Source organism: Gillisia marina (assembly GCF_000258765.1).
Taxonomy (GTDB): domain Bacteria; phylum Bacteroidota; class Bacteroidia; order Flavobacteriales; family Flavobacteriaceae; genus Gillisia; species Gillisia marina.
Map to the genome: position 1 here is coordinate 1 of NZ_AJLT01000038.1, position 22,088 is coordinate 22,088.

Sequence of the window (22,088 nt, forward strand, 5' to 3'; positions counted from 1 at the left end):
CCCCAATTCGATTTTATAATAGAAAACAACAATTTACAAGTGGCACTGGATGAAGCTTATGATCTTGTTTCCACTTTTGTAGAGGCCAATAGCGAAGTAGAATGAAAAAAAAGGTAGGTCTTTATTTTGGCACATTTAACCCTATCCATTCCGGACACCTTATAATTGCCAATTATATGGTGGAATTCTCTGAGCTGGATGAAGTTTGGATGGTTGTTACGCCTCATAATCCTTTTAAAAAGAAAAGTAGCTTGCTAGATAATCATCATCGCTTAGAGATGGTTTATAAAGCCTGTGAAGATTACCCTAAGTTAAAACCTAGTGATATCGAATTTGGTCTTCCACAACCAAATTACACCATAAAAACCTTGATCCAGTTAGAAGAGAAATATCCAGATCTGGAATTTGCGCTAATTATGGGAGAGGACAATTTGAAGAGTTTCCATAAATGGAGGAATTATGAGGTAATCTTAGAGCGATATTCCATTTTTGTATATCCAAGAATATCCAATGGCTTGGTAGAAAATGAATTTATTGATCACAAAAAAATTACACGTGTGCCTGCTCCAATTATCGAACTGTCTTCAACATTTATAAGAAAGGCTGTTAAAGAAGGAAAGAATATTAGGCCCATGATACCCGAGAAAGTGTGGAACTATTTAGATAAGATGAACTTTTATAAATAAAAAAACTGTTTAAAAAATTATGTTGATCTTCCAGTTGAGTTAATTGATCCTACTTTTTTCATTGTGGAACTATAACATAGCACTTCGACTGCGCTCAATATAACACCTCAAATTTTTTAAACAGTCCTTTAATTAAACATTAATCCTTTACTTTTTCAAAGCCGGAATTCGTAAAACTTGTCCCGGATATATTTTATCTGGATCTGTAAGCATTGGTTTATTTGCTTCAAATATCTCTGGATATTTATTTGCAGATCCGTAATGTTCTTTTGCTATTTTACTTAATGTATCTCCTCTTTCTACAGTATGGAATACAGCTTCAGGTTCTTTATTCTCCACCTCCATATTATCGTCTACCTGCGCAATTCCATCTACATTTCCAACTACTAAAATAATCTTTTCTCTAGTCGATTGATCGTATGCTTTCCCACTTATCGTGGCCATATCATCTTCAATATGAATTTTAAGATTTTGAACTTTTAGATTAAGATCATGGATAGTTGTTTCTAATTTTTGGGCTGCTTTTGCGTTTTCCAACTCCTCTTCCCTCTCTTTTTCAGCAGTTACTACAGCAGCTTTATCTCTAGTATTTTTCTTAGATCCAAAAATTTTGGCTCCGGCATTCTTAATAAAAGTGAATAATCCCATTATATTTTTTTTGGTTAGTTTTCTTCCTACAAATTACAAATTCAGCCTTACACAAACTATATTATTTGTATTAAAGTTTTGTTAGTATTTAAAAAAACAGCGCAGAGCTTTGTAAACCCTACGCTGTTTCAATAAATAACCAACCAAAAAACTAAATCTGAAGATGATAATATTTACACTACCATTCTTCCATTTTATAACGGTTTAAAAATAAAAAGATTGTAGTTGGCCAATAAAAAATCGGAAGAAATTACTTTATGTTTAAAATATGTATTTTTGAAGCGAAGAAAATAAATTATGAATAACACTCTCAAATTTGGTGTATTTGGTGGCGGAAGTTGGGCCACAGCAATCGTGAAAATGTTAACCGAAAATCTTGATGAGATTAATTGGTACATGCGAAGCGAAACAGCCATAGAACATATAAGAACACAAGATCATAACCCTAACTATTTAAGTTCTGTTGAATTTGATGTGAAGCAACTTCATTTAAGCAGTGATATTAATGAAGTAGTAAGAAATTCAGATTATCTAATATTTGCCATCCCTTCAGCATTTGTAAAAAGAGAATTGGATTATCTAACCGAATCTCTAGATGGAAAAGTGATCTTTTCAGCAATTAAAGGTATTGTGCCGGAAACTAGTTTAATTGTAGGAGAGCATTTTAATCAGGAATATGATGTTCCAGATGACAATATAGGTGTAATTACAGGACCTTGTCATGCAGAAGAAGTAGCTTTGGAGCGTCTTTCTTATCTTACAATAGCTTGTTTGGATGAAGAAAAAGCGAAGATTATGGCGGCACACTTGCAAAGTGATTATATCACTTGTAAAACCAGCGACGATGTAAACGGAACTGAGTATGCTGCCATGCTTAAAAATATTTATGCAATAGCTGCCGGTATCGCACACGGACTAGGTTATGGCGATAATTTCCAGAGTGTTTTAATGAGTAACGCCATTCGAGAGATGAAAAAGTTCATTAAGAAGGTACATAAGATGAAGCGAAACATCAACGATTCTGCCTATCTGGGAGATCTATTGGTAACCGGATATTCTGTGTTTAGTAGAAATAGAATGTTTGGGAATATGATAGGTAAAGGCTACACCGTTAAAAGTGCACAAATGGAAATGAGCATGGTGGCCGAAGGTTATTATGCTACCGAGAGTGCTTATAAAATAAACAAAGAGAAAGGGGCAAAAACCCCTATTATCGACGCTGTATACAGCATATTATACGAGGGGGAAAACCCGAAAATGGTATTTAAAAAACTTGCCGAAAAGCTGGATTAACTTAAACTTTCTGCTTTCCAAAACATCTATACTTAATTTATGAATAACTCTATCCTAAAAGGCAGCCTTTTGGTTGCTTTAGGAGCATCCAGCTATGGAATGCTTACTACTTTTGTGAAAATGGCTTATGCTGAAGGTTATACCTCCTATGAAATCACTTTTTCTCAAATGCTGTTAGGTCTTATCGGACTCATAATTATAAATTTCTTATTCGTAAAAGAAAAACAGAACTATGTAGAGGAAACCAAGACCAAAAGTATCTTAAAGCTTATGGCTGCAGGAACTTCTTTAGGTCTTACCAGTATCTTTTACTATATCGCAGTTAAATATATTCCGGTTTCTATAGGAATCGTTCTATTGATGCAAAGTGTTTGGATGGGAGTTTTGTTGGAGGCTTTCATGACCAAGAAAAAACCTGGATTAAATAAGATACTTGCCGTAATAGTAATTCTTATTGGAACTGTTTTGGCAACAAACATCTTAATGGACTCTCTGGAATTAGATTGGCGAGGTGTTGGCTGGGGACTTTTAGCGGCTTTGTCTTATACTGTAACCATTTATACTTCGAACATCTTAGCATTGCATTTACATTCCTTTAGAAGAAGTTTGTGGATGATGTTAGGCGGCACCCTTATAATCGCAATTATCTCTGCTCCGTTTCTAATAGAGCAATTCAATTTAGACATCTTTAAAAAGTGGGGATTAATCTTGGCTCTATTTGGAACTATCTTGCCTCCAATCCTTTTTACAAGTGGAATGCCTAAGATAAATGTAGGTTTGGGAGCAATTATATCTTCTGTAGAACTTCCTGTAGCTGTGATTTTAGCTTACTTATTATTGGACGAAGTAATAAATGTGTATCAGTGGATTGGAATTATAATTATTCTAGGATCTGTAATTCTAATGAATATGCCTAAACTTTTTAAAGCTAAGAAGAAACAGGTAAGCGAATAGCAAACTATTCTGCTAAAATACCTTTCAAATTCATAATCGGGATTTCTCCCAACGCAGTTTCTTTCACCGTGTTCATTGGCAGTGTAAATGTGCGTTCATACATTTTCCCATCGGCAAAAAAGGTAATAGCAAATTTGTTGTCTAATTGCAATAACTTCTCTTGTAAGAATTCGATTTTGGCGAAGTATTTAGCGGGAAGCACTTTTATAGAATGCCTCATAGCAGGAGTGATCTTCTTATCGTTAGAGCCGCTGGCAACAATAAGGATCATCTCCAACGGAATCTTTTTGTCATTGATAATATAGACATTCCAATCCATCGTTTTATATTCCGGATGCTGTTCGTACACAGCCGCAACATAAACATCGTTTACTTCAGGTATTTCAATATCTTTTCTCAATTACAAAGCCGATTTAAATTGCTCCAAGAAACGTACATCATTCTCGTAAAACATTCTAATATCTCCTATTTGGTATAATAACATCGCAATTCGCTCTATTCCCATTCCAAAAGCAAAACCTGAATATTCCGTAGGGTCAATTCCGCAGTTCTTTAAGACATTTGGATCTACCATTCCGCAACCCATAATTTCTAACCAACCGGTTCCTTTTGTGATACGATAATCGGTTTCTGTTTCCAGTCCCCAATAAATATCTACTTCAGCACTTGGCTCTGTAAAAGGGAAGTAAGAAGGTCTAAGTCTTATTTTAGATTTCCCGAAGAGTTGTTTTGTAAAATATAACAAGGTTTGCTTAAGATCTGCAAACGAAACATCTTTATCTATGTACAATCCTTCAACTTGATGAAAGATACAATGTGATCTTGCTGAAATTGCTTCGTTTCTAAAAACCCTTCCCGGAGAAATGGTTCTAATTGGCGGTTTGTTTTCCTCCATATATCGCACCTGTACAGACGAAGTGTGGGTACGCAATAAAATATCTGACGGGTCTGTTTGGATAAAAAATGTATCCTGCATATCTCTCGCAGGGTGATATTCCGGAAGATTTAATGCTGTAAAATTATGCCAATCATCTTCAATTTCTGGTCCTTCAGAAACATTGAAACCAATATTCGAAAAGATCTCGATAATCTGATTTTTAACAATAGAAATTGGGTGCCTGCTTCCTATTTGAATAGGCTCAGATGGTCTTGTAAGATCGCCATACTTCCCTTTTTCTTCTTGCTTGCCTTCTAAGGCTTCCTTTAAAGTAGCTACTTTCTCGGTAGCAGCATTTTTTAGTGTATTAATGGCTTGACCAAAATCTTTTTTCTGATCGTTAGGCACGTTTTTAAATTCAGCAAAAAACTGATTTAAAAAACCTTTCTTTCCCAAATATTCAATTCTGAAAGCTTCTATTTCTGCAGGATTATCTGAATTAAATCCTTCTACTTTCGAAATATGCTCCTTTATCTTATCAATCATCAATACATTTCTTTAAAGAGGGGCAAATTTACTAAAATTGAGCATTTTGCCTACTATCCAATTTAGCTTATTCTATATATCCTTTTTCTAAAAAATAGTTTACGATCGCTTCTTTCATTAAAACCGATTGCTCCCCAGCTTTTAGGCTAGGTAACGCTTCTAAAGTTTTATAATGCGGCCAACTATCTTCATCAAAATATTCGAATTCATAATACCCATAAGGTTCTAAAAGCCTACATATCGCGATATGCATTAAATCTAGTTTATGATCTTTTTTGAATTTTCTGTGCGGTTGTCCCAATTCCTGAACGCCCACCAAATATATAATTGCGTCCAGATCTAACAAATCTCCATCTGCAAACTGATTGGAGATTTTTTGTTGCAAAACTCCCCATCGCTCTTTTAATTGTTCATCTCTTGCCATTTGGCAAAGATACGTATCTTAGGGCTTGTAACACTATCCAAAAAAGATGAATATTGTAGATATTATATTAGGCGTAATCCTATTATACGGACTTGTACGAGGTTTTTTTCGTGGTTTTTTTGCTGAACTGGCTTCCTTAATTGGTTTTATTCTAGGAATTTATATTGCGGTCTATTTTTCGCATTATTTAAGCGATTATTTAGTTGAAAGAGTTTCCTGGAATATGAGGTTTGTTAATCTAGCATCTTTCGCTATCACCTTTATAATGGTTGTGTTCTTAATTTCACTAGCCGGGAAATTTCTTACCAAAGTAGCAGGTTTTGCTGCTCTCGGACTTCTAAATAAATTAATTGGTGCCGGTTTTGGCTTTTTAAAAGTGGCTTTTGTGGTTAGTGTAGTGATAATGTTCTTTGGTTCTACAAATGAGGATATCAATATCGTGGAAGAAGAAACCTTGGAAGACTCCATTTTGTATGCTCCTATTAGAACGATAGCGCCAAACTTTATCCCGGCAATTCTAAGAGAAGCACGGGAATTGGATCTTATTAAAGAGGGAGAAGAATCTGAAGCTTAACAAATTCATTAACAAAATAAAAAAAAACCCGAACACATACATGTTCGGGTTTTTTGGTTAAAGAGACCTAACTTTTAAATAGAGGTCACTCTGTCTTCTACATTAGCTTTTACATATTCCATACAACTTGAGAAGTTGGAAAATATGTGATCGTTACTTACCAAATCTGGAATAATATCGATTTTTTCCATCAACAACCTTGGCTGTTCTTGCAAACCAGAAATAAGAACCGTCACTCCATCCTGCTGAAGTTTCAATAATACATCCTCCAAAGCATATAACCCAGATTGATCTATATAAGGTACTCTTCCCATTTTTACAATTACATGAGATGCTGTACTTGGAATTTGATTCGCCAAAAGCTGAAAGTCACTCGTATAACCAAAGAACAATGGACCTTCCAACCTCTTAATAAATACTTCTTCTTTTAAATTCGTTGGTAAAGCTTTTTCATCCGTTCTATTAAGCATCTCGTCAGCAGCTCCTAATGGGACAACTTTCGCCTGCATGGCAGACACTTCTCCCATTTTCTTCATGAAAATCAAGGAAGCAATTACAAGTCCTATTCCCACAGCATACACTAGATTCCAAAAAGTTGCTAAGAGCATTACTACCAACATAATTACTACTTCTGTACGTGGCATATGAGGAATTGCTTTTAAGCCTTTATAATCCATTACACCAATACCTACAGTAATAAGAATTCCCGCTAAAACTGCGGCAGGAATTTGAGATGCAATAGGCCCTAATGCTAATAATACAACTAATAATAGTATAGAAGCCATCATCCCCGATAATCTAGTTTTACCTCCAGAATTAATGTTTACTACCGTTCTAATAGTTGCTCCTGCTCCCGGAATTCCTCCAAATAAAGCCGCAACACTATTTCCAATACCTTGACCCACCAATTCCTTATTAGGATTGTGTTTGGTCTTGGTCATATTATCTGCAACTACAGATGTTAATAAGGAATCGATCGCTCCCAATAATGCCAATGTCAACGCGGTGAAAATATAAGGGGTGAGCATTGCCAGTTTAAAATCTGCAAAGATTTCGAAATGAGGCATTGGGAATCCACTTGGAATCTGCTGGATTGGTTTATAATCTAGGCCTAAAAAATATGCACCCAGCGACACCACTAGCAACGCCACCAGCGTACTAGGGATCGTGGTTGTAATTCGCTTAAAACCAAAAATTATAAAAACCGTGAGCAGCGCCAATGATAATTCCAAATAATCAATATTCGCTAAGGCTCGTGGTAAAGTTTTTATAGCACCAATTACCCCGGAACTAGAACTTTTTGCAAGATTCAAGGCCTCTGCCTCTACTTCCGCTTCAGATACCGTTTCTGCGCGATTTATGGTTTCCTGAAAATTTTCCAGCACTAAAACCCCTTCACCTGCTTCATCCTGAAGAATTTTTTCAAGAATCACTTCCTCTGCCTGTGGTGTATACTGCGAAATATATTCTTTATCATCTGTAACATAATAACCTAACAAAGGCAAAAATTGTGTAATTAAAATAATTACCCCAATGGCCGTCATGAAACCAGAAACCACCGGATAAGGAATATACTTAATATACTTTCCTAATTTTAGCACCCCAAGCACTACCTGCATTAAACCGGCCAAAAGGAAAACCATTAAGATGTAAGGCAGCGCATTAGCTACATCTCCATCGTTAGCCGCAATAATTCCAGCAATAATCACCATGGATACCGCTGTCATAGGTGCAGTAGGCCCTGAAATTTGCGTGTTAGTTCCTCCAAAAAGAGATGCGAAAAAACCTATAAAAATAGCACCGTAAAGACCGGCATCTGGCCCAAGTCCAGATTGCACTCCAAAGGCAAGTGCTAACGGAAGAGCAACGATACCAGCGGTAATACCACCAAAAATATCACCTTTTAAATTTGAGAATAAATTTTTCATATTTTATATTAAGGTTATTGCTCCTGTGCAAATAGAATAAACTCCACCAACAATTTTAATTTCTCCATTATCTTCCATTTCCTTCAAGATTTCGCTTTTTTCACGAATTCTTTCAATGGTCATTTTTACATTATTTTCAATAACCTTCGCAACAAATTCCGGATTAGAAGAATTTCTTTCTCCATCTTCTTTTGTTCCTTCTACGGCTGGTTTAATATTGCTTAAAAGATGTGTAATATTTCCTAGTTTAACATCGTCGCAAGCTGCTTTAACAGCACCACAACTTTCATGACCTAAAACCATTACCAATTTAGAACCGGCTACTTTACAAGAATATTCCATACTCCCTAAGATATCTGTATTCTCGAAATTTCCTGCCACACGTGCAACAAATAAATCTCCTACTCCTTGGTCGAAAATTGTCTCTACGGGTACTCGAGAATCTATACATCCTAAAACAACGGCTTTAGGCCACTGCCCTTCTACAGCTTGCTTTAATTGAGAGGAGTAATCCCGATCTAATGTTTTAGCACTTGTAAATCTTTTATTACCTTCTAAAAGGTCTTCTAATACTGTTTGTGGAGTAAAATTTGTTTGCTTTTCTTTATTCACTATTGAAGTAATCATATCAAAATTTAATTTTAAAAATAATTTATAATTAGAATTTTTGGATCGTATCCAAAATTCTATCTCTTTAATCTATAAAACTGAAAACTAGTAATTAAACGCGGGGTGGTGGGGAAATAGGGTCAGGTATAAAACTTTTATCTACCTGAACTGAACTCAAGGAAGTAGAGCTACTTTCGACTGATGTTACAGAATAATTACCAAACTCACTTTCGTCAAAGAATTCGGTTTTCTTATCCAGTTCAGTCGTATTATCCTTGGTGCCTTCTTCATCAATAAAAGAGATCTCAGTAGGATTATCTACCATGACCATTATAGATGGAGCTACAACATAGCCAACTATAACAATTATTAATAAATAGGCGAAATTTTTCATAAATGCAAAAATACTAAATACTAAGCACTATGGGAAATATAGGCATTTAAACTTATTGAAGGTGGGATATAGGTAAAACTATTAAAGAAATTTTACGGCAGATTCCAACATCCAGCCAGTAGAGCCATTTTCTAGCTCCAATTGCACCCAATCCTGGAACGTATTTAAAATTTGCACTTTTGTTCCCTCATGTAATAGGAAAAGTTCATTACCTCTTGGGTTTGGCTCATTTCTAACAGCAACTTCCTCAGCAAAAACAATTGCAAACTCATTGTTCTCCGTAACATTTTTCAAATGAAAGGCAAAAATCAAGGAGATAAAGGCAATTACTACGGCTGTAATTGAAATGGTGAAAAACAAGCGTTTCCATTTACTGCCAAGGCTGAAATAATAAAGCAGAAATAAAATTGCGAAAATGGTCGCTCCAATGATTGCAATCCACGCCCATCCATTAAAACTAAATACTCCAATAATTCCATTTATAAAATTAGACAATCCAGATTTTGGCACCGCTTTAATATCGTCGACCACCATATTATTAGCAAATTCCAGATTGTTTTGAATCGTTTTGTCTCCAGGATCTAACAATAAAGCTTTTTCGTAATTATAAATACTTTCGGCTATATGATTGAGTTTATAGTGAGCATTTCCTAGGTTGAAATATAACTCTGCCGATTCTTCTCCATTTTTAAGCACTTCGGTGTATCGGCTTACAGCTTCAGGATAATCCCCATCATTATAGGCTTCATTAGCTTTTTCAAATAAAGCATTGCTCTGCCCCATCATTGGAGCACAAATTAAAAGGAAGAGGAAGAAAATTCTTTTCATGCTTATAATTGTTTATCTAATGCTGAAATGCTAGTTGCGGCTTTTTCGTAATCCTGATTCATCGAAACACTGGACGAAGGAGCATACCTTGCAAACTCACAGCTTTCTACAAGAGAAATAAACTCTTTGCTGGTTTCAGGATCCACATTCTTCTCGCTTAATAGTGAGGAAATCTTTTCCTTGCTCATTTCGTTGGTCTGAATATGCAACTTAGCTTTCAAATAATTGTGCAACGCCCGCTCCAATGCAATATAAAATGCCTTTTGATCTCCTAAATTATTCTTAGCCTCAGAAAGGTATTTCTTTGCAAGACGATTCGCTTTTTTAATCTTTTTACCCTGTATATCTTCAGCCATCTCTCGTCTCTTTTTCCCGAGAATAATTCCTAAAAACACAACAGCAATTGGGAGCGATAGAAAAGTCCAAAATAATGTTGAACCCAAAAAAGGACCGGAATTAATTGGCTTTAGATTAGTGCTTAACTTGATATATTCGAACTGTTTTCCGGTGGCTTCCACTGGAAGTTTGTTCACATTATTCCCTGTTGAAAAAGCCGAATTAGCCGGAGGTGCCGATACTTCCAACAAAATTTCTTCAGCATTGATGGTTTTATAACTTTTACTTCTTAGATCGAAATAAGAAAACGACAAGGCAGGAATAGGGAAATTACCTTTTTGATTAGGCACTACAGTATACGTATCTGCAATTCTCCCTTGAGTTCCATTCAAATCTGTTCGTACATTTTCAATGCGTTCCGGTTCGTATAATTCTATAGAATTGGGCACTTCCAGCTTTGGAAGATCAAAGAGTTTTAAATTCCCTTTTCCCGAAACCTGTACTTTTAACGTTAAAGATTCCGTAGCAGCTAATTTGGTCTTACTAGATGTTACCTTAAAATCAAAATCTCCAACGGCTCCTGTAAAATTCGCCGGTTTATTTGCGAGTGGCAATGGCTTTACATTAATTGTTCTTTTACCTGCAGTAACCGTTTTATCCACGGTTGTATACAATCTGCCGCCAAATATATCTCGTCTTTCACTTGGCACATCTACAGATACAGATAGTGCCAAGGGTTGTATTTCCAGTTCTCCTGTTTTTTGAGGATATAAAATAGTTTTTCTAAGCACCACATACCTATAAGGTTCTCCCTCATAAGTTCCAGATTCAATTTTTAACTGCCTAATGTCTATATTCTGACTCCAAAAATCGCTGTAAACCGGGCTATCCATTTCCCGCCAATTGCTCACGCTCACTAATGGACTTACATATAATTTATAAACCACCGTGATGGCTTCATTCAAAAACGGATTGGAATCGGAAATTTCGGCGACTAGATGAAGGTTTTCTGAAGCTACAAAGTCCGAATTGTTCCCATCTTTAGGAGTTTCTACCGCAGCCGTAACCTCAACCTGAATTGGGGTTGTCTTATAAACATCGTCGTCTATGGTGATCTCGGCCTGCCCTATCGTGAATTTTCCTCGAGAGGTTGGTGCGAGAAAATAACTATAGGTTTTAGAATAGGTGCGTTTTCCATTGATCCAGCTGTTGCTAACCGCCTGATTAGGCCCTCCAACAACAGTAAATCCTTTAAAAGAAGGCGGGTTAAAATTGTCCCCATCTTTATTCATTTCAAAATCTATTCGCAGGCGTTCATTAACACCTAACTTATTCTTGCTCGCTTTGGCTTCAAACTTCACCTGAGCAACAGAAATCGTAGAGATCGCTAGAAAAAACGACAGTATGATTATTCTTAATTTCATTCTTTAATGCTCTTTTTTATCGAGTTCTTTATTCTTGCTACCAGTCCTTGGCTGTTTTTGTTTTTGCTCCTTTTGCCTTTTCAGCATTTATTTTATCCTGAACCTTTTTCTCTTCATTGTTCATGGCTTCCAATAAATTTTTTATTTGCTGAGGAGAAAGTTGTCCCGGTTGAGGCTGCTGTGGTTGCTCTTTTTCCTGTTCACCCTTCTCGTCTTTTTGCTCTTTTTCATTCTTTGGCTCACCTTTATCATCCTGCTTCTCAGGTTCTTTTTTAGGCTCCTCTTCCTTATCTCCTCCTTCATTCTCTTTATTATCGCCTTGCTCTTTTTTATCCTTTTCTCCTTGATCGTCCTCTTTCTTGTCCTTATTCTGATCTTCTTTTTCCTGCTCTTTATCTTTTTGATCGTCCTTCTTATCGTCCTGATCTTTATTTTCTTGTTGCTCTTTTTCCAACATCTTCTTAGCTAAGGCCAAATTGTATCTGGTTTCTTCATCTGTCGGGATATTTCTCAACGCATTTTTATAAGCCGCTATTGCTTCAGCATACTTTTTATGCTCCATATAGGAGTTGCCCATATTATGAAAAACATCATGCTTCTCTTCCTTTGTTTCTGCCACTTTTGCAGCCTCTTTGTATCTGGAAGTAGCTTGTGCAGGCTTCTCTTTTCCGTAGTACATATTGGCCATATTATATCTGGCTTTTGTACTAGTTTCATTTTTTGAAACCGCTTTTCTATAGGAAGCTTCTGCGGAAGAAAAATCGTTTTCTCCCAATTCTTCTTCGGCAGTTTTTAAGATCTTATTGGTTTCCCTATCCAATTTTTTATCGTTCTCCTGAAGCGTTTGAGCTTGCAAACCTAAAGACAACAAGAAAAAGCCCATCAAAAATAAATTGATGCGCGAAGGGGTTAAATGAATTATGAAAAAGTGCTTCATCTTAATTTTTATGTTCGTTAAACAGATTCAATCTTTTGATCCATCTTGTTTTTCGCTCAAATAAAAACACATCTAAAAGCAGCAACAATATTGCCAATCCCAAAAACCACTGAAATTGTGACTGATAATCTGCAAATTGTTTCGCTTCAAACTCGGTTTTATCTAACTTCTGAAGGCTTTCTGTCACTTTTTCCAATACTGAATTTGTGACATTCCCTTGAATATATTCTCCATCGGCATCATCTGCAATTTCCTTTAAGGTATTTTCATTCAGCTTTGTGATTACCGTCTCTCCATTCTGATCTTTTTTATAAGATTGAATCACGCCATTCCTCTTAATCGGGATTGGCCCGCCTTTAATAGAACCTACTCCAATGGTAAAGATACGTATCCCTTTTTCGGCAGCTTCTTTTGCCACATTTCCAATATCCCCTTCATGATCTTCCCCGTCACTGATGATAAAAAGCACTTTGCTGGTGGCATCTTCTTCATTGAAATATGTTGAAGAAAGTTCGATCGCTTCTTTGATAGCGGTTCCTTGAGAAGAAACCATATCGGTATTCATAGCCTGCAAAAACATTTTAGCCGAAGCATAATCTGTAGTAATTGGAAGCTGCGGGAAAGCACTTCCTGCATAGGCGATAATACCAATTCTATCGCTCGCCAAATTATTGATGATCTGAGTGACCAATTGTTTAGATTTTTCCAATCTGTTTGGAGCAACATCTTCTGCCTCCATACTTTTAGAAACATCTATAGCGAAAACAATATCCACCCCTTCCCTAGTCACCGTTTCCATTTTGGTTCCTATTTTAGGATTTACCAAGGCAAAGATTAAACAGCAAATGCCAATAATAATAAACTGAATTTTAACCAAGCCTTAAAAACAGACTTATCGGGAGTGAGCTGTTCCAGCATTTCCGGACTCGCAAAATGCTTTTGCTTGGATTTTCTCCAAAATAACAAGCCAATAAAAAGAACTATCAATGCCGGAATGATCAGCAATAACCAGAAAAATTTTTCGTCTTCTAAAATATACATCTGTGTTCCTTTATAAATGTGAGAATTAGCTCCTGCTTTTCTCTAAATAAAACTTCTAAAAATCGTGAACCTCAAAAATAATTCCAGCAGCAATAAGAATCCGGCGATTAACACCAACATTCTAAAATTCTCCTGATAATTATAGTATTTAAATTCTTCTACTTCGGTTTTTTCCAGACTATCAATTTCTTCATAGATATCTTCCAACTTCTTATTATTGGTAGCTCTAAAATATTTTCCTCCGGTGGTACGCGCAATTTCTTTCAGCAAATCTTCGTCAATTTCAACTTTCTGATTCCCGTATTGGAAATTTCCATTGGGCAAAATACCAATTGGCGAAAGCGCCATTCCATTGCTTCCCACCCCAATAGTATATACTTTTATGCCATATTCAACAGCCAATTCGCTTGCTATCTTAGGATCTATAAATCCGGCATTGTTCACTCCATCTGTTAATAAAATAATCACTTTACTTAAAGCTTTGCTGTCTTTGATCCTGTTAACCGATGTTGCCAAACCCATTCCAATAGCGGTTCCATTTACCAAAACCGGACTATAATCTATATCTTTTAAGGAACTTAATACGACAGCCTTATCGCTGGTAATCGGGGTTTTCGTAAAGCTTTCTCCTGCATATTGCACCAATCCAATTCTATCTGTTGGTCTGCCCTTAATAAATTCACTAGCCACTTCTTTCAAGGCTTCCAATCTATTTGGTTTAAGATCGCGAGCCAACATACTTGCGGAGACATCTATTGCCAATACTATATCTATCCCTTCTGTAGAAGTGGTTTTTGTTGAAATGTCTGTAGTTCTAGGTCTCGCCATTGCAACGATTAGAAAAGCTAAAGCAGCTAAACGCAGGATAAATAACCCATGTTTTAGGTATGGCAACACACTACGGTTCTTTTTAAAACCTTGGATGCTGGACATCTTTAAGGAAGCCTGTAGTTTATCCCGTTTCCAAAAATACCAAACCGCTGCTATTGGTAATAAAACCAAAAGCCAGAAAAACTCCGGATTCTCAAATGTGAAATTGTCAAACATTAATTTGTGGTTTTTTCAAATTCAACGGAATTGATTATTCTATTTGCAATCTCATCCGCATACGCATCCTGCTCGTTATAGATCACAGTTATTTGCTGAAAACCGCCATTTACCGCAAAATTCAGAATGATATATTTTTTATTAATGCTTCTATCCTTTTTCGGAATTTCCATTTCTAATGTTCCGAAGACTTTTACTCCCTCTACCCCTTCCAAAGTGATATAAGTTTCATCTTTTGTGATAATATTCTTAGCCCCTTTCTTTTCCAAGTTGGCATAAACACCTTCCACCGCAGTATCCAATTCAAATTTCACACCTTCTTGAAATCTTACTGTACTTAAAACCACGTACAGCTCTTCTTCCAGCATCCCATCGATAAAAGTTTCATTGCCAACCAACATTTCCTTGGCTTCATTTGGCATATCTATCTCGCCACGTTTAAGGACTCGCGGAGTAATAATGCTCACCGATGGATCTCCATATTCACTTTGGATCCACTCGCCATCCAGTAATTCTTTTGTTGGATTGCCACCAAAAAAGTCTACCAAATAATCATAGCCTTTCGTGTTTACCAAAATGGTTCCAACGATGAAAATTAAAACCAATCCTGCAAGTGAGGCAGTAATAATCTTCTTCTTTTTCCTCTTTTTTAACTGAAGTTGTCTGTATTCTTCATCTTTTAGTAATTCCTCTTCTGTAGGCTCAGGAATTGCGGCCTTTGTATCTATAATTACATGTTCAATCTTAGATCTATCGCTTTTAGCGGTAATAATATCCGGCTTCGTATTGGCAAATTTTGCGAGATCGGCACGTTGAAGGATCACCTGAAGATCTGTAATTGTTTGTTCACTTAACTTGAGCTCTCCAGTTTCTTTTTTGATTTCCAAGAAATGAATAAGCTCTGAAGTGGTACTTTCCATTGCGCGTAAATGCACCTCATCTTCTATATATCGTCTTACCGCTTCGGTTAATTTTGAATAGTATTCCTTGGTTTGCCTATTTTCCAATAAATGAGATTTATCCAATTGCTCCAATTCAAATAAAGCCCTTTCATAGGGTGGTAATTCTTTAATTGCAGCATCTCTTTTCTTTTTTCTTCGGATAAAATAAAAGGCAACTCCTGCTAATATCAATATTCCCAACACCCACCAAATCCAGTTTGGAATTTCAAAACCGGAAGGCACTTCCATGGCCGGTTTTATAGGAAACATTTTTTGTTTGGTAGTATCTACCACCACATCGGCAACCTCCACCTGAAAAGAATCGGTTAAAAAGGGCCTTTCATTTATTAAAATTCGTTGCTGCGGAATGGTATAACTCCCCGAATCAAACTGAGTTAAATAATATTCTTTAAGTAATCTGAATCTATTTTCTATTCTGGAAGTATCGGCAGCTAAAGATTCCACTACTTCTAAAGGATTAAAGCTTGCTCCTTCCGGAAAAACCACCAATGCTGTTGAATCTGCTTCAACAGAGATCTGATATTTTATTTGCTCTCCAATTTTTATGGAAGTCGAATCTATTCCGGCAGAAATTTTCGGATTTTGAGCAAAAGAATTCAAAGATGAAAATAAGAGCAATCCGAAAAATGTCATTTTTCCGAAGCCTTTCGCTACACTGAAAATATTAAAAATATAAGCCCGTTGCATAGTAAGTAAACCGAACTTTCTAAATGTTGAATATTTTTTTGTCATTATAAATCCTTAGCCTCTTCTTTTAAAATATCCCAACAATTTTTTCACATAACTTTCATCTACTCGAGCATTTATAGTGCCCGCACCACTTTTATTAAAGCTATCTTTAAAATAATCTTCACGCTCTCTAAAATATTTAGCATATGCGGTTCTAACAGATTTAGCGCCGGTGTTCACCATCATCATCTCTCCGGTCTCTCCATCTAACATTTGTACCAACCCAAGATTAGGAATTTCCTCTTCACGCGCATCGTAAATTCGAATCCCGGTAACGTCGTGCTTTCCGCTAAGGATTTTTAAAGTTTGCTGATAGCCATCTGTCATAAAATCTGAAAGCACAAAAATGATCGCTTTCTTTTTCATCACATTACTCACATATTTAAGAGCTTCAACTAGATCTGTCTTTCTGCCTTTAGGTTCAAATTCAAGCAATTCCCGAATAATTCGAAGCACATGAGATCTTCCCTTTTTCGGCGGAATAAATAATTCCATTTGATCTGAAAATAACAACAAACCAATTTTATCATTGTTTTGAGTGGCCGAAAATGCTAAAGTCGCAGCGATTTCAGTAACAATTTCTTTTTTAGACTGTTGGCTCGTTCCAAAAAATTCAGATCCGGAAATATCCACCACCAACATCATGGTTAACTCTCGCTCTTCCTCGAAAACCTTTACAAAAGGCTCATTATATCTAGCGGTAACATTCCAATCTATACTTCGCACATCATCACCAAATTGATAACTCCGAACTTCACTAAAAGTCATCCCTCGACCTTTAAAGGTAGAATGATATTCGCCGCCAAACACGTGATTGCTCAAGCGTCTGGTCTTGATCTCAATTTTTCGGACTTTCTTAAGGAGTTCTTTGGTATCCATAGCTTTTAAAGCTCTGATGAATGTGGAATAAGATTATTTTTTGGAAGGTGTGTTATTTAAAAATCATTCTAAGGTACTTCTACCTCGTTAATGATCTTCTGGATAATATCTTCGGAAGTTACATTTTCTGCTTCGGCTTCATAGGTAATTCCAATTCTGTGTCTAAGCACATCGTACACGATGGCTCGCACGTCTTCAGGAATCACATAACCTCTGCGTTTTATAAAAGCATAACATTTAGCAGCGATTGCCAAATTGATACTTCCTCTTGGAGAAGCTCCAAAGTTGATTAGTGGTTTTAAATCTGGGAGATTATATTTTTCAGGATTTCTGGTAGCAAAGACGATATCTAAAATGTATTTTTCGATCTTCTCGTCCATATACACTTCTCGAACCGCCGCTTGCGCTCTGGCAATTTGCTCTAAGCTCACCACCTGATTTACTTTTTCGAAGCCTCCTTTCAAATTAGCCCTCATTATAAGCTGCTCATGAGCCATTTGAGGATAATCTATCACCGTCTTCAACATAAATCTATCCACCTGTGCTTCCGGCAACGGATAGGTTCCTTCTTGCTCCACCGGGTTTTGCGTAGCCATCACTAAAAATGGTCGATCTAAAATAAAAGTTTCGTCTCCAATAGTAACTTGCTTTTCCTGCATAGCTTCTAATAAAGCCGACTGCACTTTTGCGGGAGCACGGTTAATCTCATCTGCCAGCACAAAATTGGCGAAAATCGGTCCTTTTTTAATGCTGAAATCATTCACCTTCATATTATAGATCATCGTTCCCACAACATCTGCAGGTAAAAGATCTGGCGTAAACTGAATTCTACTGAAGCTTCCATGTACTGCTTGAGAAAGGGTGTTAATTGCCAAGGTTTTTGCGAGCCCTGGAACACCTTCTAAAAGGATATGCCCTTGCCCCAATAACCCAATCAATAAACGCTCTACCATTTCCTTTTGCCCCACGATCACTTTATTGATCTCTGCTGTAAGAATATCGACAAAAGCACTTTCTCTCTCTATTTTCTCATTAAGACTTGAAATGTCTACTGTAGCATTATTTTCTATCATGAATATTCAATTTATTATGTGAAGATATTTACAAATTACGAAAGGTGCAAATAGAGCAATTATTGAACCATAAACGTTAAAATGAAAGAAAAAAAAATAGGGCTCACTAAAATTTTCAATCTTAGTGAGCCCTTCTGAAAAAGAAATCTAACCTCTAATTCAAAAAGATGGTTTCTAAATCTATAGTTCCATTAGCGGTAACTTCTATATTATTCATGGTTTTCACTTGAAATGCTGAAGCTAATGATGGTGTTATAGTTATTTTATAAACTCCTGCAGGCACACCATTTAAAGCAAACTCTCCATTAGTATTTGTAAAAGCAGAAATTTTAGCCGTTGCATTTTGTGCAGTAACCTCATATTGAAAATTTGTTGGGTGAACTGCTCCTACAATAGTTCCAGTTTCAGCAGTTGCAGTAGCACGAATAACCGGCTTCAAAATAAATCCACCAGAGTTACCAGCAGTTACGATAGATTGATCTACATCGAAATCTAATAAGAACTCATACTCTTGTCCTGCCTCTAATTCTTGATCTACTTTAATCTTTAATCCAGATTGCTGCGCACTTGGCGTGCTAAGTTCTTGTCTTGAACCATCATTTAAAATTAAATAATTGTCTCCACCCAATACTAGTCTAATCTGACTAAGGTAGCCAGCTTCCACTTCAGCATCTGCCAACAACTGTGTTACTCCGCCCGTTAAGGTTAAAAGATCATACATTCCTGTTTGTACCCCGGCTAAACTAACCCATCCTTCTTCTGAAGCCGATGCGTCCGATTTTACCATAACATCAACAACATTTACAAAAACAGCTTTGTAATCACCCGGAGCATCAGTCATTCTCACTTTCACTCTCGCAGAATCACCGTTGCTAGAATCGTCATTGCTACAACTAAACAACACAGTAACAGCCAATATTGCCATTAAAAATCCTGTAAATTTCTTCATTCTCATATTCGTTAAACGCTTTTTCATATTTAAATTGATTTGGTTTTGGAGAGGATAACGAAGCATTGTTACATAGATTTTATGAGGAGTCTATAATTAACTATTTTTAACAAGTCTTAACATTCGTTTACAAATCGTACCATTCTAAATCTGAATACATTTTATAACTTAAAATGATCTTTAAAATCTCAATAAAATAATATGACAAAATTAGCCTTAATCACAGGAGCCACTAGCGGAATTGGAAAAGCAACTGCTCTTGCATTTGCTGAAAAGAATATCAACTTGATCTTATGCGGAAGAAAAACAGCGGTTTTAAGCGAATTGGAAACAGAACTCTCTAAACAAGTCTCTGTCACCACATTAAATTTCGATGTCAGGGATAAAAATGAAGTGCATAAAAAAATTGAAAGCTTGCCGGAATCCTTTCAAAATATAGACATTTTAATTAATAATGCAGGAAATGCTCATGGTTTGGATCCCATCCAAAATGGAAATTTAGAGGATTGGGATGCCATGTTGGATATTAATGTGAAAGGCTTGCTTTATGTTAGTAAAGCAATAATTCCCGGCATGATCGAACGAAAATCAGGCATATCATTAATATTGGTTCTACTGCCGGCAAAGAAGTATATCCCAATGGAAATGTGTATTGCGCCAGTAAGTTTGCGGTAGATGCCCTAAACCAAGGAATGCGAATAGATCTTAATAAAACCGGAATTAAAGTGGGCGCCATAAATCCAGGCTTAACCCAAACTGAGTTCAGCAAAGTGCGTTTTAAAGGAGATGAGGAAAGAGCAGGAAAAGTCTATCAGGGCTTTGAAGCGCTTCAGCCTGAAGATATTGCAGATATTATCTCTTTTGTGGTCTCCAGGCCCTATCATGTAAATATTGCAGATCTTACCGTAATGCCTTCGGCACAAGCGAGTAGTACCATTCTAAATAAAGATTCTTAAAACCTATTTTAATTATATCAAAATTTCTAACTTTTAAAAATAGATGCATACCCTGAAGAATGATTAACAAACGCCTTTTAATAAAAAACCTGCTCGCCCATAACGACGAGAACAGCTTTTATGATAAAAAGCGCACGTTAAATATTGGTCAAAAAGAAGGAAAAGCGAAATTTTTAAAACATGTATGTGCATTAGCGAATTCCAATCCTGAAAATAATTCTTACATAGTAATTGGGGTGGAAGATGAAGACAATTTTATTACAGGAGTCGATTTTTTTGATGATAGTAAAATTCAGAATTTAATAAATGCCTATTTAGATAACCCGCCTCTAGTATCCTACGAGAATATCCCATTTCCTCACCTTCCGGTTCATTTAGTTGTTGGACTAGTCTCTATTCGTCCAAATAGAGGAAAGGTTTGTTCACTTCGGAAAAACATCTGGAAATATTATGGAGGCGCGGTGTATATTAGGGAAGGTAGCATTAGTATGCCCAAGAATTTTGGGATTGAATTAAAGGATGTTAATTCTGAAATCGTTAGTTCAATAGAAAATCACGCGCAAAATAACATCGAACTCACCTTAGATGGAGTATTTGATTTTATGAATAAGCGAAAAGATTTTCATCCTTCTTACAAAGTCTTTAAAGAATACTTTGTGGTTTGTTGGGCAGGAAAAATTAAAAAAATTAAAGGCGACACCTACTATTCTAGATTAGACATCGAATTAATAAATGAGCAGGTAAAATTGTTTTATTCGGAATTAGATATTGTAAGCATAAGTATAGATAGGGATTATTTCAAAATTGTGGAATATGTGCATCTAGGGCTTCAAGATAAATTTCAATATTATCCGTTAGAAGAAGTGAATATTAGTTTTAAAGATAATGCAGGCTACGATATGGAAAGTAAACTGCTGTTTAAGCCGCCTCAATTTGACAAAAAAAATTCTTTATCATATCTATAATTCAAATAATGCCTTAGTTTCAAAATTGAAAAGCGGAGCATTTCTCACTAAAAATGAAGAAAAGGATTTACTTAAAATGCCGGCAGCTATTTGATTTGCTATTTTAATGAGTTTGATGCAGCTATAGATAAATTAGAAGAAGTGAAGGAGTTTTTAAAAATACATAGCAAAAAGGCCTACCAATCTTATAAAGAAAGTATGAGAATTTTAAGAAAAGTAAAATATAATTAATATGAATAGAACCATTGTGATTGGAGATATTCATGGGGGACTTAAGGCGCTTTTGCAACTTCTTAAAAGAGCGGATCTTCTTCCTAGTGATCAACTCATTTTTTTAGGAGACTATGTAGATGGATGGAGTGATTCTGCCAATGTTGTTTCTTATCTCATTGAGCTTGCAAAACAGAATTCCTGTATTTTTTTACGAGGCAATCATGATTATCTTACTGAAAAATGGCTAAAAACAGGCGAGTCCAATGAGCAATGGTTACAACATGGTGGACAATCGAGTATAGATGCTTATAGAAATTTTTCTTCTGAAGAAATAGAGACACATCTAAATTTTTATTCTCAAATGGTCAATTATTATATAGACAAAAATAATAAGTTGTTTGTTCACGCGGGATTTACCAATCTTCGTGGCCCGGATCAAGAATATCATTCAACAGCTTTATATTGGGATCGAACTCTTTGGGAAATGGTACTATCCTAGATAAGAAGCTTGAAAAGAACAATGATTTCTATCCAAAACGCTTACTTCTTTTCGATGAGATATTTATAGGACATACTCCGGTAACCAGAATTGGCAAAGAAAAACCGGTAAATATTGCAAACGTTTGGAATGTGGATACCGGCGCAGCATTTAAAGGAAAAATTTCGGCTGTAGAGATCTCAACGAAAGAAATTTGGCAAAGCGATCCAGTCTATAAACTTTATCCCGATGAGAACGGCAGAAATTAAGAAAAAATTTGGCATACAAACCTTAATAACTTCATATATTTGAAAATAATTATTGATTATGCATCATTT

At 36.1% G+C, this 22,088-nt stretch carries 21 protein-coding genes and 3 pseudogenes; 7 read left to right on the plus strand and 17 right to left on the minus strand.

What is annotated here, in order from left to right; all coding sequences use genetic code 11:
- Nucleotides 1–101: 101 nt before the first annotated feature.
- Complete coding sequence (gene nadD / locus ON07_RS09790) at nt 102–686, plus strand: nicotinate (nicotinamide) nucleotide adenylyltransferase (RefSeq protein WP_010230757.1); 585 nt, start codon at nt 102–104, stop codon at nt 684–686.
- Nucleotides 687–833: 147 nt separating this feature from the next.
- Here nadD and lysM read toward each other — a convergent pair whose 3' ends face one another.
- Complete coding sequence (gene lysM, locus ON07_RS09795; RefSeq protein WP_010230758.1) at nt 834–1,334, minus strand: peptidoglycan-binding protein LysM; 501 nt, start codon at nt 1,332–1,334, stop codon at nt 834–836.
- Nucleotides 1,335–1,631: 297 nt separating this feature from the next.
- Here lysM and ON07_RS09800 point away from each other — a divergent pair, with 297 nt between their 5' ends.
- Together ON07_RS09800 and ON07_RS09805 are read left to right on the plus strand one after the other, a co-directional pair.
- Nucleotides 1,632–2,627 carry an NAD(P)H-dependent glycerol-3-phosphate dehydrogenase gene (locus ON07_RS09800; RefSeq protein WP_010230761.1) on the plus strand — a complete coding sequence of 332 codons (996 nt, stop codon included), beginning with the start codon at nt 1,632–1,634 and terminating at the stop codon, nt 2,625–2,627.
- Nucleotides 2,628–2,666: 39 nt separating this feature from the next.
- Nucleotides 2,667–3,581: an EamA family transporter gene (locus ON07_RS09805; RefSeq protein ID WP_010230763.1), complete on the plus strand. Its 915-nt coding sequence runs from the start codon at nt 2,667–2,669 to the stop codon at nt 3,579–3,581.
- A gap of 4 nt (nt 3,582–3,585) precedes the next feature.
- Here ON07_RS09805 and ON07_RS09810 read toward each other — a convergent pair whose 3' ends face one another.
- The 3 genes from ON07_RS09810 to ON07_RS09820 form a co-directional block, all read right to left on the minus strand.
- On the minus strand, nt 3,586–3,981 hold the full coding sequence (locus ON07_RS09810) for a hypothetical protein (RefSeq protein WP_010230765.1): 396 nt from the start codon (nt 3,979–3,981) through the stop codon (nt 3,586–3,588).
- Complete coding sequence (gene pheS, locus ON07_RS09815) at nt 3,982–5,004, minus strand: phenylalanine--tRNA ligase subunit alpha (RefSeq protein ID WP_010230767.1); 1,023 nt, start codon at nt 5,002–5,004, stop codon at nt 3,982–3,984.
- 67 nt (nt 5,005–5,071) lie between these two features.
- Complete coding sequence (locus tag ON07_RS09820; RefSeq protein ID WP_010230769.1) at nt 5,072–5,428, minus strand: hypothetical protein; 357 nt, start codon at nt 5,426–5,428, stop codon at nt 5,072–5,074.
- A 46-nt stretch (nt 5,429–5,474) separates the two neighbouring features.
- Here ON07_RS09820 and ON07_RS09825 point away from each other — a divergent pair, with 46 nt between their 5' ends.
- Nucleotides 5,475–6,002: a CvpA family protein gene (locus ON07_RS09825; RefSeq protein ID WP_010230771.1), complete on the plus strand. Its 528-nt coding sequence runs from the start codon at nt 5,475–5,477 to the stop codon at nt 6,000–6,002.
- Between the two features lie 74 nt (nt 6,003–6,076).
- Here the strand turns inward: ON07_RS09825 and ON07_RS09830 are convergent, their stop codons facing one another.
- The 13 genes from ON07_RS09830 to ON07_RS09885 form a co-directional block, all read right to left on the minus strand.
- Complete coding sequence (locus tag ON07_RS09830) at nt 6,077–7,930, minus strand: SulP family inorganic anion transporter (RefSeq protein WP_010230774.1); 1,854 nt, start codon at nt 7,928–7,930, stop codon at nt 6,077–6,079.
- A gap of 3 nt (nt 7,931–7,933) precedes the next feature.
- Nucleotides 7,934–8,557, minus strand: a complete 624-nt coding sequence (locus tag ON07_RS09835) for a carbonic anhydrase family protein (protein WP_010230778.1) — start codon at nt 8,555–8,557, stop codon at nt 7,934–7,936.
- Between the two features lie 94 nt (nt 8,558–8,651).
- Nucleotides 8,652–8,933, minus strand: coding sequence for a hypothetical protein (locus ON07_RS09840; RefSeq protein WP_010230782.1), 282 nt, complete (start codon nt 8,931–8,933; stop codon nt 8,652–8,654).
- An 81-nt stretch (nt 8,934–9,014) separates the two neighbouring features.
- Nucleotides 9,015–9,761: an SH3 domain-containing protein gene (locus ON07_RS09845; protein WP_010230784.1), complete on the minus strand. Its 747-nt coding sequence runs from the start codon at nt 9,759–9,761 to the stop codon at nt 9,015–9,017.
- Between the two features lie 2 nt (nt 9,762–9,763).
- Nucleotides 9,764–11,521 (minus strand): BatD family protein, encoded by a 1,758-nt coding sequence (locus ON07_RS09850; protein WP_010230787.1) that lies wholly within the window; start codon nt 11,519–11,521, stop codon nt 9,764–9,766.
- A gap of 37 nt (nt 11,522–11,558) precedes the next feature.
- Nucleotides 11,559–12,458: a tetratricopeptide repeat protein gene (locus ON07_RS09855; protein WP_010230789.1), complete on the minus strand. Its 900-nt coding sequence runs from the start codon at nt 12,456–12,458 to the stop codon at nt 11,559–11,561.
- A 1-nt stretch (nt 12,459) separates the two neighbouring features.
- On the minus strand, nt 12,460–13,257 hold the full coding sequence (locus ON07_RS15155; RefSeq protein ID WP_316928131.1) for a VWA domain-containing protein: 798 nt from the start codon (nt 13,255–13,257) through the stop codon (nt 12,460–12,462).
- A 35-nt stretch (nt 13,258–13,292) separates the two neighbouring features.
- Nucleotides 13,293–13,499: a BatA domain-containing protein gene (locus ON07_RS17810; RefSeq protein WP_316928132.1), complete on the minus strand. Its 207-nt coding sequence runs from the start codon at nt 13,497–13,499 to the stop codon at nt 13,293–13,295.
- 42 nt (nt 13,500–13,541) lie between these two features.
- On the minus strand, nt 13,542–14,546 hold the full coding sequence (locus tag ON07_RS09865) for a vWA domain-containing protein (protein ID WP_010230792.1): 1,005 nt from the start codon (nt 14,544–14,546) through the stop codon (nt 13,542–13,544).
- On the minus strand, nt 14,546–16,240 hold the full coding sequence (locus tag ON07_RS09870; RefSeq protein WP_010230795.1) for a hypothetical protein: 1,695 nt from the start codon (nt 16,238–16,240) through the stop codon (nt 14,546–14,548). The genes ON07_RS09865 and ON07_RS09870 overlap by 1 nt, the downstream gene beginning before the upstream one ends.
- A 9-nt stretch (nt 16,241–16,249) precedes the next feature.
- The gene (locus ON07_RS09875; RefSeq protein ID WP_010230798.1) at nt 16,250–17,116 is read right to left on the minus strand and encodes a DUF58 domain-containing protein; all 867 of its coding nucleotides are present in this window, start codon (nt 17,114–17,116) and stop codon (nt 16,250–16,252) included.
- A 68-nt stretch (nt 17,117–17,184) separates the two neighbouring features.
- Nucleotides 17,185–18,189: an AAA family ATPase gene (locus ON07_RS09880; RefSeq protein WP_010230800.1), complete on the minus strand. Its 1,005-nt coding sequence runs from the start codon at nt 18,187–18,189 to the stop codon at nt 17,185–17,187.
- A gap of 154 nt (nt 18,190–18,343) precedes the next feature.
- Complete coding sequence (locus ON07_RS09885) at nt 18,344–19,165, minus strand: DUF4382 domain-containing protein (protein WP_010230802.1); 822 nt, start codon at nt 19,163–19,165, stop codon at nt 18,344–18,346.
- Nucleotides 19,166–19,339: 174 nt separating this feature from the next.
- Between ON07_RS09885 and ON07_RS15160 the strand changes: the two are divergent.
- The 3 pseudogenes from ON07_RS15160 to ON07_RS15170 all read left to right on the plus strand — a co-directional run bounded on the left by ON07_RS15160 (nt 19,340) and on the right by ON07_RS15170 (nt 22,019).
- Nucleotides 19,340–20,094: pseudogene (locus ON07_RS15160) on the plus strand (SDR family NAD(P)-dependent oxidoreductase).
- 59 nt (nt 20,095–20,153) lie between these two features.
- Nucleotides 20,154–21,290, plus strand: a pseudogene (locus tag ON07_RS15165) (DUF5929 domain-containing protein).
- Between the two features lies 1 nt (nt 21,291).
- A pseudogene (locus tag ON07_RS15170) lies at nt 21,292–22,019 on the plus strand (metallophosphoesterase family protein).
- Nucleotides 22,020–22,088 lie beyond the last annotated feature (69 nt).

What these genes read in the sequence shown, in the direction of transcription:
- ON07_RS09800 (WP_010230761.1), top strand. Translation starts at nt 1,632, where the DNA reads ATGAATAACACTCTCAAATTTGGTGTATTTGGTGGCGGAAGTTGGGCC.
- pheS (WP_010230767.1), bottom strand. Translation starts at nt 5,004, where the DNA reads ATGATTGATAAGATAAAGGAGCATATTTCGAAAGTAGAAGGATTTAAT.
- ON07_RS09845 (WP_010230784.1), bottom strand. Translation starts at nt 9,761, where the DNA reads ATGAAAAGAATTTTCTTCCTCTTCCTTTTAATTTGTGCTCCAATGATG.
- ON07_RS17810 (WP_316928132.1), bottom strand. Translation starts at nt 13,499, where the DNA reads ATGTATATTTTAGAAGACGAAAAATTTTTCTGGTTATTGCTGATCATT.
- ON07_RS09825 (WP_010230771.1), top strand. Translation starts at nt 5,475, where the DNA reads ATGAATATTGTAGATATTATATTAGGCGTAATCCTATTATACGGACTT.
- ON07_RS09855 (WP_010230789.1), bottom strand. Translation starts at nt 12,458, where the DNA reads ATGAAGCACTTTTTCATAATTCATTTAACCCCTTCGCGCATCAATTTA.
- ON07_RS09865 (WP_010230792.1), bottom strand. Translation starts at nt 14,546, where the DNA reads ATGTTTGACAATTTCACATTTGAGAATCCGGAGTTTTTCTGGCTTTTG.
- ON07_RS09885 (WP_010230802.1), bottom strand. Translation starts at nt 19,165, where the DNA reads ATGAAAAAGCGTTTAACGAATATGAGAATGAAGAAATTTACAGGATTT.
- ON07_RS09820 (WP_010230769.1), bottom strand. Translation starts at nt 5,428, where the DNA reads ATGGCAAGAGATGAACAATTAAAAGAGCGATGGGGAGTTTTGCAACAA.
- ON07_RS09880 (WP_010230800.1), bottom strand. Translation starts at nt 18,189, where the DNA reads ATGATAGAAAATAATGCTACAGTAGACATTTCAAGTCTTAATGAGAAA.
- ON07_RS09805 (WP_010230763.1), top strand. Translation starts at nt 2,667, where the DNA reads ATGAATAACTCTATCCTAAAAGGCAGCCTTTTGGTTGCTTTAGGAGCA.
- ON07_RS09830 (WP_010230774.1), bottom strand. Translation starts at nt 7,930, where the DNA reads ATGAAAAATTTATTCTCAAATTTAAAAGGTGATATTTTTGGTGGTATT.
- nadD (WP_010230757.1), top strand. Translation starts at nt 102, where the DNA reads ATGAAAAAAAAGGTAGGTCTTTATTTTGGCACATTTAACCCTATCCAT.
- ON07_RS09870 (WP_010230795.1), bottom strand. Translation starts at nt 16,240, where the DNA reads ATGACAAAAAAATATTCAACATTTAGAAAGTTCGGTTTACTTACTATG.
- lysM (WP_010230758.1), bottom strand. Translation starts at nt 1,334, where the DNA reads ATGGGATTATTCACTTTTATTAAGAATGCCGGAGCCAAAATTTTTGGA.
- ON07_RS09875 (WP_010230798.1), bottom strand. Translation starts at nt 17,116, where the DNA reads ATGGATACCAAAGAACTCCTTAAGAAAGTCCGAAAAATTGAGATCAAG.
- ON07_RS09840 (WP_010230782.1), bottom strand. Translation starts at nt 8,933, where the DNA reads ATGAAAAATTTCGCCTATTTATTAATAATTGTTATAGTTGGCTATGTT.
- ON07_RS15155 (WP_316928131.1), bottom strand. Translation starts at nt 13,257, where the DNA reads ATGGAAACGGTGACTAGGGAAGGGGTGGATATTGTTTTCGCTATAGAT.
- ON07_RS09850 (WP_010230787.1), bottom strand. Translation starts at nt 11,521, where the DNA reads ATGAAATTAAGAATAATCATACTGTCGTTTTTTCTAGCGATCTCTACG.
- ON07_RS09835 (WP_010230778.1), bottom strand. Translation starts at nt 8,557, where the DNA reads ATGATTACTTCAATAGTGAATAAAGAAAAGCAAACAAATTTTACTCCA.